General features: G+C 74.1%; 10 protein-coding genes. 7 read left to right on the top strand and 3 right to left on the bottom strand.

All coding sequences use genetic code 11. The features are described 5' to 3' along the window. The first annotated feature begins 25 nt into the window (after window positions 1-25). Window positions 26-1,378 (top strand): phenylacetate--CoA ligase PaaK, encoded by a 1,353-nt coding sequence (gene paaK, locus RMN57_RS08440; RefSeq protein WP_313762769.1) that lies wholly within the window; start codon window positions 26-28, stop codon window positions 1,376-1,378. A gap of 71 nt (window positions 1,379-1,449) precedes the next feature. Here the strand turns inward: paaK and RMN57_RS08435 are convergent, their stop codons facing one another. Together RMN57_RS08435 and RMN57_RS08430 are read right to left on the bottom strand one after the other, a co-directional pair. Beyond that, window positions 1,450-3,087, bottom strand: coding sequence for an amidohydrolase (locus RMN57_RS08435; protein WP_313762768.1), 1,638 nt, complete (start codon window positions 3,085-3,087; stop codon window positions 1,450-1,452). A gap of 226 nt (window positions 3,088-3,313) precedes the next feature. Further along, window positions 3,314-4,768, bottom strand: coding sequence for an APC family permease (locus RMN57_RS08430; RefSeq protein WP_313767746.1), 1,455 nt, complete (start codon window positions 4,766-4,768; stop codon window positions 3,314-3,316). Window positions 4,769-4,952: 184 nt separating this feature from the next. On the opposite strand from RMN57_RS08430, the gene RMN57_RS08425 reads away from it, so the two are divergent. Next, window positions 4,953-5,741: a TetR/AcrR family transcriptional regulator gene (locus tag RMN57_RS08425; RefSeq protein WP_313762767.1), complete on the top strand. Its 789-nt coding sequence runs from the start codon at window positions 4,953-4,955 to the stop codon at window positions 5,739-5,741. Window positions 5,742-5,835: 94 nt separating this feature from the next. After that, window positions 5,836-6,225 carry a metalloregulator ArsR/SmtB family transcription factor gene (locus RMN57_RS08420; protein ID WP_313762766.1) on the top strand — a complete coding sequence of 130 codons (390 nt, stop codon included), beginning with the start codon at window positions 5,836-5,838 and terminating at the stop codon, window positions 6,223-6,225. A gap of 167 nt (window positions 6,226-6,392) precedes the next feature. Here the strand turns inward: RMN57_RS08420 and RMN57_RS08415 are convergent, their stop codons facing one another. Further along, entirely contained in the window at window positions 6,393-8,744 is a 2,352-nt protein-coding gene (locus RMN57_RS08415; protein ID WP_313762765.1) for a collagenase, read from the bottom strand. 397 nt (window positions 8,745-9,141) lie between these two features. On the opposite strand from RMN57_RS08415, the gene RMN57_RS08410 reads away from it, so the two are divergent. The 4 genes from RMN57_RS08410 (at window position 9,142) to RMN57_RS08395 (ending at window position 13,865) form a co-directional block, all read left to right on the top strand. After that, window positions 9,142-10,350, top strand: coding sequence for an aminotransferase class V-fold PLP-dependent enzyme (locus RMN57_RS08410; protein ID WP_313762764.1), 1,209 nt, complete (start codon window positions 9,142-9,144; stop codon window positions 10,348-10,350). Window positions 10,351-10,657: 307 nt separating this feature from the next. Beyond that, window positions 10,658-12,004 (top strand): sugar ABC transporter substrate-binding protein, encoded by a 1,347-nt coding sequence (locus RMN57_RS08405; RefSeq protein ID WP_313762763.1) that lies wholly within the window; start codon window positions 10,658-10,660, stop codon window positions 12,002-12,004. Next, complete coding sequence (locus tag RMN57_RS08400) at window positions 12,001-12,927, top strand: sugar ABC transporter permease (protein ID WP_313762762.1); 927 nt, start codon at window positions 12,001-12,003, stop codon at window positions 12,925-12,927. The genes RMN57_RS08405 and RMN57_RS08400 overlap by 4 nt, the downstream gene beginning before the upstream one ends. After that, on the top strand, window positions 12,924-13,865 hold the full coding sequence (locus RMN57_RS08395; RefSeq protein ID WP_313762761.1) for a carbohydrate ABC transporter permease: 942 nt from the start codon (window positions 12,924-12,926) through the stop codon (window positions 13,863-13,865). Before RMN57_RS08400 ends, RMN57_RS08395 begins: the two co-directional genes overlap by 4 nt. The last annotated feature ends 2 nt before the right edge of the window (window positions 13,866-13,867 follow it).

The following is a 13,867-nucleotide window of genomic DNA, read 5'->3' as shown; positions in this document are numbered from 1 at the left end:
GGCCGGCCACGACGGAGGAGACGCCATGAGCAGCAGAGCGCCCGGCCCGGCCGCCGCCCCGACGCGCCTGGGCGAGCCGCTGCCGGCGGAGCTGCTGGACGCCGGGGAGCGGATGACCGGCGAGGAACTGCGCGCCCACCAGCTCAAGCACCTGCGGGCCACCCTGCGCCACGCGTACGACCACGTCGAGCTCTACCGGCGGAAGTTCGACGCGGCCGGGGTCGGCCCCGAGGACTGCCGCACCCTCGCCGACCTCGCCCGCTTCCCGTTCACCACCAAGGCCGACCTGCGGGACACCTACCCGTTCGGGATGTTCGCCGTCCCGATGGCCGAGGTCCGGCGGATCCACGCCTCCAGCGGCACCACCGGGCGGCCCACCGTGGTGGGCTACACCGAGCACGACCTCTCGGTCTGGGCTGACGTGGTCGCCCGCTCGATCCGGGCGGCCGGCGGCCGGCCCGGCCACAAGGTCCACATCGCCTACGGGTACGGGCTGTTCACCGGCGGCCTGGGCGCGCACGCCGGCGCCGAGCGGGCCGGCTGCACGGTGATCCCCGCCTCGGGCGGCATGACGGCCCGCCAGGTGCAGCTCATCCGGGACTTCGGGCCCGAGGTCGTCATGGTCACCCCCTCCTACCTGCTCACGCTGCTGGACGAGTTCGAGAAGCAGGGCGTCGACCCGCGCACCACGGCCCTGCAGGTCGGCATCCTCGGCGCCGAGCCGTGGACGGAGGAGATGCGCCGCGAGATCGAGGAGCGGACGGGCATCCACGCCGTCGACATCTACGGCCTCTCCGAGGTGATGGGCCCGGGCGTCGCCCAGGAGTGCGTGGAGACCAAGGACGGCCTGCACATCTGGGAGGACCACTTCTACCCTGAGGTGGTCGACCCGCTGACGGACGAGGTGCTGCCCGACGGGGACCGCGGTGAGATCGTCTTCACCTCGCTCACCAAGGAGGCGCTGCCGGTCATCCGCTACCGCACCCGCGACCTGACCCGGCTGCTGCCCGGCACCGCCCGCCCGGTCTTCCGGCGGATGGAGAAGGTCACCGGCCGCAGCGACGACCTGATCATCCTGCGCGGGGTGAACGTCTTCCCCACCCAGATCGAGGAGATCCTGCTCCGAGTCCCGGCCGTGGCGCCGCACTTCCAGCTCCGGCTCACCCGGCGGGGGCGGCTGGACCACATGGCGGTCCGGGTCGAGGCCCGCCCGGACACCGGGCCCGAGCAGCGCGCCGCCGCCGCGGCGGCGATCGTCGGGGCGGTCAAGGACGGCGTGGGCGTCACCGTGGAGGTCGAGGTGCTCGACCCGTACACGCTGGAGCGCTCGGTGGGCAAGATCAAGCGGATCGCCGACCTGCGCGAGCAGGGCGGGTAGCCGCCCGCCGGACGTCCCGGTCCCGCGGTCCGGAGAGGGGTCCCCCCGGACCGCGACCGTCACCCGGCTGGTCAGTCGGCCGCGTGGACCAGCTGCCCGCCGACGTACGTCCGCAGGACGCGCGCCTCGGCGATCTCCTCCGCGGGGGCGGTGAGGATGTCCCGGTCCAGGACCACCAGGTCGGCCAGGTGGCCGGTCCGCAGGCTGCCCGCGTCGTCGTGCCCGTTGACGTGGGCGGAGCCCGCCGTGTACGCGGCCAGGGCCGAGACCAGGTCGAGCCGCTGCTCGGGGAGGAAGACCCGCCTGTCGGTGGCCTCCGGCTCCATCCGGTTGACCGCGACGTGCAGCCCGGCCAGCGGGTCGGGGCTGCTGACCGGCCAGTCGCTGCCGGCGGCCAGTGTGGCGCCGGCCCGCAGCAGGTCGCCGAACGGGTACTGCCAGGCGGCGCGCTCGGGGCCGAGGAACGGGATGGTCAGCTCGTCCATCTGCGGCTCGTGCGCGGCCCAGAGCGGCTGGATGTTGGCGATCGCGCCGATCCGGGCGAACCGCGCGACGTCCTGCGGGTGGACGACCTGCAGGTGGGCCAGGTGGTGGCGGGTGGCCCGGCGGCCGTTGGCGGCTCGGGCCGCCTCGACGGCGTCCAGCGCCTCGCGCACGGCGCGGTCGCCGAGCGCGTGGAAGTGCACCTGGAAGTCCAGCGCGTCCAGCGCGGTGACGTGCTCGCGCAGCGCCGCCGGGTCGACGAAGCTCAGGCCGCTGTTGCCGGTGGCGCAGCCGCAGCCGTCCAGGTAGGGGCTGGTCATGGCGGCGGTGAAGTTCTCCGCGATGCCGTCCTGCATGATCTTCACCGAACCGGCCCGGAACCGGCCGTGGCTCAACTCGGTGCGCCGGGCGACCAGTTCGGGGATCTGCTCGGCGCCGCGGTCGCGCTCCCACCAGAGCGCGCCGGTGACCCGGGCGGTCAGCGTGCCGGCCCGGGCGGCGGCCAGGTAGGCGTCGGAGGGGTCGGGCTGGCCGTTGAACACGCCGAGCAGCGCGTCCTGCCAGCCGGTGATGCCGAGCGAGTGCAGCAGCCGCTGCGCCCGGAGCAGGCCGGACAGCCGGTCGGCGGCGGTGGTCGGCGGCACCAGCCGGGCGACCAGGGCGGTGGCACCCTCCTGGAGGACACCGCTGGGGGAGCCGTCCGCCTCGCGCTCGATCCGCCCGTCGGCCGGGTCGGGGGTGTCCTTGGTGAGGCCGGCGAGTTCGAGCGCCCGGGTGTTGGCCCAGGCGCCGTGGTGGTCGCGGTTGGTGAGGTAGACCGGGCGGTCGGGGACCACCGAGTCGAGCAGCTGCCGGGTGGGCAGTCCGCCCTCGAAGCTCTCCATCGACCAGCCGCTGCCGGTGATCCAGGCCTGGTCGGGGTTGGCCCCGGCGTACGCGCGGACCCGGTCCAGGTAGTCGTCCACGCCGACGGTGCCGGTGAGGTCGCAGGTGGCCAGCTCGGTGCCGCCGTAGACGGCGTGGATGTGCGCGTCCTGGAAGCCGGGGATCAGCAGCTTGCCGGTGAGGTCGACGACCTCGGTGCCCGGCCCGATCAGCTCCCGCACCTCGTCGTGGCCGACGGCGGTGATCCGCTCGCCGGTCACGGCCAGGGCGGTGGCCCGGGTGCGGGCGGGGTCGCCGGTGTGGACGGGGCCGTGGGTGAATACCAGGTCGGCCTTGCTCATGGGTGGTGCTCCAGACGGATCGGGTGCGGTGCGGTTCGGTCGGCGCGGATGGCGCGGGTGCAGGTGATTCAGGAGGTGCGGCCGGGCTCGACACCGGGCGTGCGGTCCGGGCCGGTCGGGAATCGGGTACCCGGGAGGCTCCCGCGGTACCCGCTCCGGTGGCCCGGCCCGCCGTCCGGCCCCCGCCGGACGGCTGTCGGGCGTCCGGCGGGCGGACGGTCGGCGGTCAGGCGGCCGGGGCGGGTACCGCGGGGTCGGCGTCCTCCCCGACGGGGCGGAGGAAGTACGCCGAGCGGCGCCGCCAGCGCGCCCAGGCCGCCGCCACCAGGCCGGTGCCGATCATCAGGACCGGGACCAGCAGCTCGAACCAGCCGTTGTCCGCGGACAGCTCGAAGTGGTCGGCCGAGTCGTAGAAGGTCCAGGCGAGGTAGCCGCCGACCAGCAGCAGCGCGACGGCGCCCAGCAGCGGGCCGACCACCGCGCGCAGGCCCTCCAGCGGCGCGGTGCGCAGCAGGTGGCGGAAGCGCACGGCCGAGGCGGCGGCGGTGAGCGCGTAGTAGAGCGCCACCACGATGCCGATCGCGTTGACGGCGGCCGAGATGAGGTCGCTGACGGTGGGGATGGCGATCGAGAGCAGCGCGAGCACGCAGGCGATGCCGGTGATCAGCAGGGTGCCGACCGCCGGGGTCAGGTGCTTGGGGTGCAGCCTGGTCCAGACCGGGCCGAGCACGCCGTCGCGTCCCATCGCGTACAGGCCGCGGGCGGTGGGGATCACCGAGGCCTGCAGCGAGGCGACGGCGGAGAGGGTCAGGGCGATCAGCGGCAGGGCGGCCAGCGGCTGGTCGGCCAGCTTGGAGCCGAAGTAGGCCAGCCCCTGGGCGCCGTTGTCGGCCAGTTCGTCCAGCGGCAGCACCCGCTGGAAGGCGGTGCCGGCGAGCAGGAAGAGCAGCATCATCACCACCAGGGCGAGCATGCCCGCGCGGGAGGCGTCCCGCGGGTCGCGGACCTCCTCGCCCACGCTGAACACCGACTCGAAGCCCCAGTAGCAGAACACCGCGAGCACCATGCCCTGGGCGAGCGCACTGAGCGAGGGGATGTCGAAGGGGTTGAACCACTGCAGCGAGAAGGGCTGGTCCCCGGCGAAGAGGCCGTAGCCGCAGAACGCGAGCAGCACCCCGTACTCGAAGACCAGCAGGTACTTCTGCAGCCGGGCGGCGAGGTCGAGGCCGCGGACGGCGACCAGCGAGGCGGCGATCAGCACGGCGAGGCCGATCAGGGTGCACTGGAGCGTGGAGTCCGGGTCCAGCCGCAGGCCGGCGACGGAGTGGACGGTGGCCTGGCCGAGCAGCTGGATGATCGCCGAGCCGGTCACGGTCGTCGTGTACGCCATGAAGACGACGGTGCCGACGGTGTTGACCCAGCCGGTGAGGAAGCCGAGCCAGGGGTTGAGGGTGCGGCCGACCCAGCGGTAGCTGCTGCCGGAGTCCGGGTCGACCCGGTTGAGCCGCCCGTAGCCGCCGGCGATGGCGAGCACGGGCAGGAAGGCGAGCAGCATGATCGCGGGGAGGTGGAGGCCGACGACGCCGGCCGTCAGCCCGAGGCCGATGCCGATGCTGCTGGTGGCGGCCGTGCTGGAGGCGGCGATCGCCGCCCCGTCGAGCAGGCCGAGGGACTTGCGCATGGAGACGGGGGAGTCGGGGGCGCCGAATCTCGCGCCGGAACCCGTGTCCTGGACGGTTTCTGCCAAGGGAGCACCGCCTTGCGTGTGGTGGGGGGAGAAGTGGGGGGCGGCCCGAACGGCCGGTGGCTGGCCATGAAACCGCCGCACCCGTTACACGTCAATGCTGTTGTCATAAGCTGGGGCCATGGCAGAACGAGTGGTTCCGGAGCCGCAGCGGCGGCGCAGGCGGCCGACCAAGCAGGGCACCGTGCTCTCGGCCGAGATGATCGTCGACACCGCGCTGCGGCTGGTCGGGCAGCACGGCGCCGAGGCACTGACCGTCCGGCGGCTGGGGGCCGCGCTGGGCGCCGACCCGAGCGCGATCTACCGCTACTTCCACAGCACCGACGACCTGCTGCTGGCCCTGGCCGACGAACTGGTCGGCCAGGCCCAGGACGGCTGGCGGCCCACCGGCGACTGGCGGGCCGACCTGCGCTCGATCGGTCTGCGGATCCACGCCGCCTACCAGGCCCACCCACAGGCGGCGCTGCTCGCCGCGCACCGGACCACCGGGCGCGGCCACGAGATGCTGGCGGTGGAGCGGATCCTCGGGGTGCTGCGCCGGGCCGGCTTCCCCGACCACGAGGCGGTGCCGATCTACCACGCCTTCGTCGACCAGGGCCTGGCGTTCGCCGCGCTCGACGCGGCCGCCCTCGCGCTGCCGGCCGCCGCGGCGACGGCCGACCTCCAGGTCTGGCGGCAGCGCTACAGCCGGCTCGGCGCCGACACCCACCCCAACATCGCGGCCACCGCGCCGCTGCTGGAGGCGGAGATGCGCCGCAGCGGCTACCCGTTCGCGCTGGAGCTGCTGCTGGACGCGGTGGCGGCCCGCCACCCGGCCGCGGGCGCGCAGACGGGCGCAGGCGCGGTGGAGGCCCCGGACCGGCAGCCGGAGCAGGCCGCGGACCCGATGCCGGAGCAGGACCTTCCCTGAGCTGCGCCCGCCGGCCGTCCGGCGTGTTCCGCGGGGCCGGGTCGCGCCCGCCACGCGGATGAGGCCGGCGGCGGCGGGCCCTTACGATGGCGCCATGAGCGGGAGCCTTCGGCTGTCAGATGCACAGAGGTCGCAACAACACGTCCACGACCGGCCGGGCGGCGACGGCCGGACCGGGAACGACGAGCGGCTGGAGACGGCCGCGGGCATCCTGGCGCTGCTGGCGGACCGGACCAGGCTGGCGCTGATGCAGCGGCTGAGCGAGGGCGAGGCCGACGTGACCACGCTGACCGAGGCCTGCGGCGCGGCCCGGCCCTCGGTCAGCCAGCACCTGGGCAAGCTCCGGCTGGCCGGTCTGGTCAGCACGCGCAAGGACGGGCGGCGGGTGGTCTACGCCCTGCGGCACGGGCACCTGCGCCGCCTCGTCGACGAGGCGCTGAACGTGGCCGACCACCAGCTCGGCGGGCTGCCGCCGCACGACTGAGCCGGGCCGCCGCGGAGCCCGTGCCGGCGCCGCGGCGGGGCCGGGGCGGCCCGTCCGGAACGTGTCCCACACCCGTCCCGGACGGGCCCTTCCGACCGGTGTCGACCGGCCGGGCACCGGCCCGGTGCCACGGTGGGGCGCGCGCCGGGCCGGCCCACCCTGCTCCGTTACCGGCGCAGGGGGCCTTCGCAGGTGTAGTCGGCGGTGCCGGCCCGGCCGTCCGGCCAGACGTCGACCTTGCCGAACCAGCAGTTCATGTCGGCGAGGTTGTTGGCCGCGGTGGCGCCGCGGTCGAGCAGGTAGTAGTCGACGGTGGCGGCCATGTCCTGGCGGATCCGGCCGGCGTCGGCCGGGTTGGTGAGGTTGGCGGTGATGCGCCCGCTGCAGCTGAAGCGCATCTTGTTGTTCCAGTCGGCGTTGTCCTTGCAGACCGGGGCGTTCTGGGTGGCGGAGGCGAAGGCGGACTGCACCTCGGAGGCCCACGCGTAGCTGAGTGCACTGTTCGGGGCGAAGGTGGTCACCGGCACGTAGAGGTCGTCGGCCTGCGGGATCTGCGCGTCGAGGTAGGCGGTGTACTCGGCCTGGAGGCCGGCGTCGCGGCCGAGGCGGTCCCGCCAGGCGTCGTAGCCGGCCTTGTCGTCGGCGCGCAGCAGTCGGTACATCTCGGCCAGCCGGTCGGGGTGCTTCTCGCCCAGCAGGTTGAAGAAGGTCGCCGCGTACGGGTAGGCGCGGAACCCCTGGCCGTCCCAGGTGGCGTGCAGGATCTGGTCGACCGTCAGGCGCGGCGTTCCCGCCTGGTCGTCCCAGCCGACCTGGCGGACCATGTACTTGCGCGCCCTGACGCCGCCGTCGCGGGTGGCGCCGGCGAAGTACTCGGCGGTGCCCTCGTTCATGGCGAAGGTGGCGTCGCTCGGCCAGCGGGTGGTGTAGCCGGACTCGGGGATCGCCCACCGGGCGTTCAGGTAGTGGGTGTACTCGTGCCGGAACAGCTCCTCCAGGCTGAAGTACGACTCCTGGGCGGTGCGCTGGTAGGTGTAGAAGGTGGAGCGGTCCTCCAGGAACATGCCGCCGTTGTTGACGTCGCCGATGCCGAACAGCAGGCTCTGGAAGGCCTGGTAGTTCGTCTTGGTGTCGTACAGCTGGACGGTGAGCACGGGGTGCTCGTCGCCGGGCAGCGGCTGGTCGGTGCCGATGGTGCGGAAGAACTGGGCCTTGACCTGCTTGGTGGCGTAGTACAGCTGGTCGGCGGTGGCCCGGTCGAGCGCGGTGCGGACGACCAGGGCGCCGTTGTCGTAGCTGTAGGTCTGGGGGAAGAGCTGCCGCTCGATGTCGGCGCGGCAGACCCCGTACTGGGCGCAGAGGCCGAGGTCGTTGACCGGGCCGACCAGGTTGGCCCACGGGCGGCTCATCCGGCCGAAGCCGGCCTCGACCTGCTGGAGCTGGCCGCCGATCCGCTGGGTGAGCTCGGGCCTGAGCGCGGCGATCTGGGCGAAGCGGCCGTACTCCAGCATGGCGTCGGCCGCCGCCCACTCGCTGGACGTGCCCTTGAGGTGGGTGTAGCCGGCGTAGGCGCGGAAGGCCTCGCGGTAGTCGGAGTCGGCGGCGACGGCGGCCCGGAACAGCCCCTGCGGGTCCTCGCCGACGTTCGCGATGCCCTGGAAGTCGAGCTGGAGGGCGCCCTGGACGGCCCAGTTCCACCCGGGGTTCCCGACGGCCGCGCTGCCGGGCGCGAACATCCGCATCACCTGCTTGACCAGCCCGAGGCGGTTGGTGCGCAGGCCGGGAGCGGTGCCGGTCTGCAGCAGCTCGCCCATGGTGTCGCCGTTGGCCGTGGTGGGCTCGAAGACGCGGGGGTTGGCGGTGTAGTCGCGGATCGCGCGGTCGATCGCCGCGACGGTGGCGCCGTCGCCGATGTCGACCTCGGGGTGGTAGAAGTCGAAGAACACCGCGATGTGCAGGAAGTACCAGAGCTCGCGCTGGTTGCGGTTGTTGGCGCTGTCGAACGAGGGCGCCAGCGCGCTCACCCGGGCGGCGACGGCCTGCACGTGTGCGGGCGTCATCACCTTGGCGGTGCGGACGTCCCAGGTGACCAGCAGCGGGCGCAGGCAGTCCTGGTAGGTGTGGGCCGGGTCGGCCAGGAAGTCGGCGAGCGCGGCCGGGCTCAGGGCGGTGAAGGCCTCGGGGGTGCAGGCCGTGCCCCGGGCGGTGGCGTCGGCGGTGGTCGCGGGGCCGACCGGGGCGCCGGGCCGGGTGCCGGTGGTCGGCTGGAGCGCCGCGGCGCCGGGCCAGCCCTGTGGGCCGACCGCGGAGGCACCGCCGGGGGCCGCGCGGTGGCCGACCTGGTCGGCGGCGGAGGACGCGGCGGGCGCGGCGGGCGCCGACGATGCGGCGGCGGCCCGGGCGGTGGCGGCCGGCCCGGGGCCGGCGGCGGCCTGAACGGTCGGCGCCAGCGGTGTCGCGAGGGCGGCCGCCAGGGCGGCGGAGAGCAGGGTGTTGCGCACGGTGACAGTCGGGGGCACCGGATCTCCTCGGTGAGGTGTGGGGGGCGTCATCTGCGGTCCGCCGGGGGAGTGGGGTCCGGGCGGCGGAGCTTCCTGTCCGGTCGAGGGGCCGGAGGGATGACGCAATGCAACATAGTAATGTGAAATTGCACTGACAAGAGGATGGCGGGTTGTTATCGATTCGTGTCCCGCCCGGCGCTCCACCGCAGGTCGCGCACTCTTGACTGTCCGTCACCCGGCTCGGCGTCCCGTGGTCGCACCCCCGGCGGGCGGCGGCGCGGCGGGTCCTTTCTGCTGCAGGGGGCTTGACGCCGCCGGTGGTGCAGGCGTTTCCTGTGGGCCAACGCGTTGGAACCTGTTTGGTTCTGATCTTTTCTGTGAGTTTGAACGTTCAAATCGAAGGGTGCGGTGCAGCATGCCGGTGCGGACGACCCTCCCGGTCCCCGAGTACCTGCGGCAGTTCGACGAGCCCGCGGGCTACCTGGACTTCGCGCGGTTCGGTCCGGTGTCGGCCGAGGTGCGCGAGGTGCTGACCAGGGCGGCCGGGCGGATGCACAGCGGGCACGGCTGGGACACCCTGGCCGAGCTGGACGCCGCCACGCTCGACGCCGCCCGGTCGGCGGCCGATCTGCTCGGCGCCCGCCCGGAGGAGATCGCCTTCGTCGGCTCGACCTCGCACGGTCTGTTCGCCGCCGCCCACGCCCTCGCCGGCACCTCCGCGCCGACGCCGGGAGCGGGCGCGACGTCAGGGCTGTTCACCGCGGCGGGAGCCGGCGGAGCACCGGGCGCCGGAGCCGCCGCGGGTACCGTCCTGGTCGGCCGGCGCGACTTCCCCGGTGCCCTCTACCCCTGGCTGCGCGCCGCCGACCACGGCGGTCTCGCGGTCCGCCCGGTCGACGGCCCGGTCACCGCCGACGCCGTCCGGGCGCACCTGGACGACGCCGTGCGCGCCGTCTCGGTCTGCGCGGTGGACGCGGCGACCGGCTTCCGGGCGCCACTGGCCGCGATCCGGGACGTGATCGGCCCGGACCGGGTGCTGGTCGTGGACGCCGTGCAGGCGCTCGGCGCGGTCGACCTCGACGCCGGTCCGGCGGACGTCCTGGCCTGCGGCGGACAGAAGTGGCTGCGCGCCGGCTGGGGTGCGGCGCTGCTCCTGGTGCGCGACCGGGTGGCCGACCGGCTCCGGCCCGGGCTCTCCGGCTGGTCCGGGGTCGTCGATCCGATCGACGCACCGCACCACCCCCGCCCGCCGCGGCCCGGCGCGGTGGCCCACACCCTCACCAACCCGGACGGGCCGGCCGTCGCCGCGCTCGGTGCGGGGCTCGACCTGGTCCGGGCGGTCGGGCCGGACCGGATCGCCGCCCTGGTGGCGGAGGCGCTCGACGGACTGCTCGACGCCGCGCGGTCGGCCGGCGCCGAGGTGGCGCGGCCGGTCGGCGGCAGCGGGATCGGGCGGCTGCGGCTGCCCGGCGCCGACCCCCTGGCGGTGCACCGCACGCTGACCGGGGCCGGCCTGGCCACCACCCTGCGCGGCGGCTGGATCCGGCTCTCCCCGCACGCCTCCACCGGACCGGAGACGGCCGCCCGTCTCGCCGAGGCGCTGCGCTCCGTCCCCGTGGGCTGACCGGCCCCGCCCCGCCCGGCCCGCCCGGCCACCGCCCCGGCCGGCCCCGTCCCGTACGCCCGCCCCGAGCCACCGTCCGACCCGTACGCCGTCCGACCTGCCCGGTTCCGCCGCACCCCTCCCAAGGCCGACACCCCGAAGGCCCGACGCCCCGAACCCGCTCCGAAGCCTCGAACCGCCCCGACGCACCGAACCAGCCCCGAACCACCCCGGCCCGGCGCCTCGTCCCGGCCGCCCGCCCCCGCCCGTGCCGTGGCACCCGTCCCACGGCCGCGGCGGGGGCCGCCACCCCTCAGAGAGGACTGCCATGTCACACCTTTCCCGCCGCGACCTGCTGCGCGCCTCCGGAGCCGGTCTGTTCGCCCTGGCCGCCGGCGGCTCCCTCGCCGCCTGCGGCTCGGGCTCCGACTCCGGTTCCGGCTCCGGCGGCGACGCCGCCACCGGCACCGTCACCGTCTGGTCCTGGACCACCGCGGCCGAGGCCCTGCGCGGCGTCGTCCCGGCCTTCGAGAAGGACAACCCGGGGATCAAGGTGGACGTCCAGGACGTCGGCAACCCGGCGATCTGGGACAAGATCACCGTCGGTCTGGCCGCCGGCGGCCAGGGCCTCGCCGACGTCCTCCACATCGGCTGCGACTACCTGCCCGGCTACCTGGAGAAGTTCCCCGGCGGCCTGGCCGACCTCTCGGCGCTCGGCGCCGACGCCCACAAGGAGAAGTTCTCCAAGGGCCTCTGGCCGGTCGTCACCGGCAAGGACGGCAAGGCCTACGCGCTGCCGTGGGAGGTCAACTCGCTCGGCTTCTTCTACCGCAAGGACTACTTCGACAAGGCCGGCCTCGACCCCAACACCTTCGGCACCTGGGACGACGTGCTCGCCGCCGCGCCGCAGTTCAAGGCGGCCAACCCCGGCGTCTCGCTGATCGCCATCAACAAGCCGGCCGCCCCCGCCGAGGACCTCGACTTCCTGCAGTCGCTGATGCAGCTCCAGGGGTCGTTCTACTTCGACCTCAAGGGCAAGGTCACCATGGGCTCGCCCGAGGCGGTCCGGGCGCTCACCATCATCAAGCGCCTCGACGAGGCCGGCCTGGTCGGGGACGCCGCCGGCGACCACGGCTGGGTCAACCTGCTGAAGGCCGGCAAGGTCGCGGTCTGCCCCAACCCCGCCTGGGCCGTGCACTACCTGGAGACCAAGGTCCCCGACCAGAAGGGCAACTGGCGGCTCGCCAAGCCCCCGGCCGTGGTGACCGGCGGCAAGCGGACGGCGATCGTCAACTCCACCCACCTGGCCGTCGCCGCCTCCAGCCCGCGCCGCGTCGCCGCCTGGCGGTTCGTCGAGTACGCCCTCACCCGGCCGGACTCGGTCAACAGCATGTTCAACGCCGGAGGCGTCTTCCCCGCGCTCACCGCCGCGTACGCCGACCCGATGTACTCCGCGCCCAGCCCGTTCTACGGCGACCAGCCCGTCCTGAAGACCTTCACCGACCTGCTCGGCGAGGGCGCCGACGCCACCAACTACTCCGGCGACTACGCCCGCGCGCTCAAGCTCGCCAGCGACGCCCAGGTCAAGGTCTTCCTCAAGGGCGGCGACCCGGCCACCGTGCTCCAGGACGCCGCCAAGCAGCTCGCCCAGCAGACCGGCCGCAGCATCGCATGACCACCGCCACCCGCCTCGCCGCCCCCGCCGCGACCGCGCCCGCCCCCGCCGGCCGGCGGACCGCCCGCTGGCGCCGCCGCGCCGTCCCCTACCTGCTGCTGGCCCCGGCGCTGGTCCTCTTCGGGTTCTTCAAGGCCTACCCGATCGTCTCCTCCCTGCTGCTCTCGCTGACCACCGGCTCCGGCGCCGCGACCCGCGACGCCGGCCTGGCCAACTACCGCCGGCTGCTGGACGATCCGCTGTTCTGGACGGCCCTGCGCAACACCGCGCAGATCCTGGTCCTGCAGGTCCCGCTGATGCTGGGCCTGGCCCTGCTGCTCGCCGTCGGGATCAACTCCGCGCTGGTCCGGTGGCGCGCCGTCTGGCGGCTCGGCGTCTTCATGCCGGCCGTCACCGGCCTGGTCGCGACCGGCGTCCTGTTCGCCTTCCTGCTGCGCACCGACCACGGCGCCGTCAACTGGCTGCTCGACCTGGTCGGCCTGCCCGCCGTGGACTGGCTCGGCAGCCCGTTCTGGTCCCGGATCGCCATCGTCCTCGTGCTGACCTGGCACTACACCGGGTACAACGCGGTCATCTACCTGGCCGGGCTCCAGGGCATCCCCAGGGAGCTGTACGAGGCCGCGATGGTCGACGGCGCCGGCCCGCTGCGCCGCTTCTGGTCCATCACCGTGCCGGCGCTGCGCCCGGTGCTGCTCTTCACCGTGGTGCTCTCGACCATCGGCACCCTGCAACTGTTCGACGAGCCCTACGTGCTGACCCACGGCGGGCCGGACAACGCCACCCTCACCGTGTCGATGTACCTGTACCAGAACGGCTTCCGCTACTTCGACTTCGGCTACGCCTCCGCCATCGCCTACGTGCTCACGCTGCTCGTGTCGGTGCTCGGCGCGGTCCAGATGCGCCTGATGGGAGAACGCGAATGACCACCCGTCCCGCCGCGGCGCGCCCCCGCACGCCGGGCCCCCGTACCCCGGCCGCCCCCCGCACGCCGGGCTCCGGAACCCCGGACGGCGCCGCCGCGCCCGCCCCCACCGGCCGCCCCGGCCGGTGGCGCGGCTGGCCGCTCACCTTCCTGCTGGCCGCCGTCGCCGGGCTCTCGGTCGGCCCGTTCTACTGGCTGCTGGTCGCCGCCACCCACAAGGACTCGGAGATCTTCTCCTGGCCGCCCAGCCTGCTCCCCGGCGGCAGCCTCGGGGACAACCTGGACCGCCTCCAGGCCAAGATCGGCGTGGGCCGGGTCCTGCTCAACTCCCTGCTGGTGGCGGGCCTGCAGACGGTCGGTGCGCTGATCGTCGCGCTGCTGGCCGGCTACGCCTTCGCCAAGTTCCGCTTCCGCGGCCGCTCGTTCCTCTTCGTCCTGCTGCTCTCCACCCTGGTGGTCCCGGAGCAGGTCATGCTGGTGCCGCTGTTCAAGATGATGCGGAGCTTCGGCCTGCTGGACAGCTACCAGGCGATCGTCCTGCCCGGCCTCTGCGTCCCGTTCGCGATCTTCCTGATGCGCCAGGCGCTCGCCGGGATGCCCGACGAACTGCTGGACGCCGCCCGGGTCGACGGCGCCGGCGAGTTCCGGGTGCTGTGGAGCGTGGTCGTCCCGGTCATGCGCCCCGTGCTGGCCGCGCTGTCGATCTTCCTCTTCCTGGGTGCGTGGAACCAGTTCGTCTGGCCGCTGATCGCGCTGCGCAGCCCCGAGATGCACACCCTGCCGGTGGCCCTCGCCACCCTCCACGGCGTGGAGGCCTCCACCGACTACGGCGCGATCCTCGCCGGGACCGCGCTCTCCACCGTGCCGATGATGGTCCTCTTCCTGGTCCTTCAGCGGCAGTTCATCTCCGGCCTGCTGGCCGGCGCCACGAAGGGCTGATC

Source organism: Kitasatospora sp. CM 4170 (genome assembly GCF_032110285.1).
GTDB lineage: Bacteria > Actinomycetota > Actinomycetes > Streptomycetales > Streptomycetaceae > Kitasatospora > Kitasatospora aburaviensis.
The sequence above is the reverse complement of the archived record's forward strand: the minus strand, read 5'-3'. Positions and strand labels throughout refer to the sequence as shown.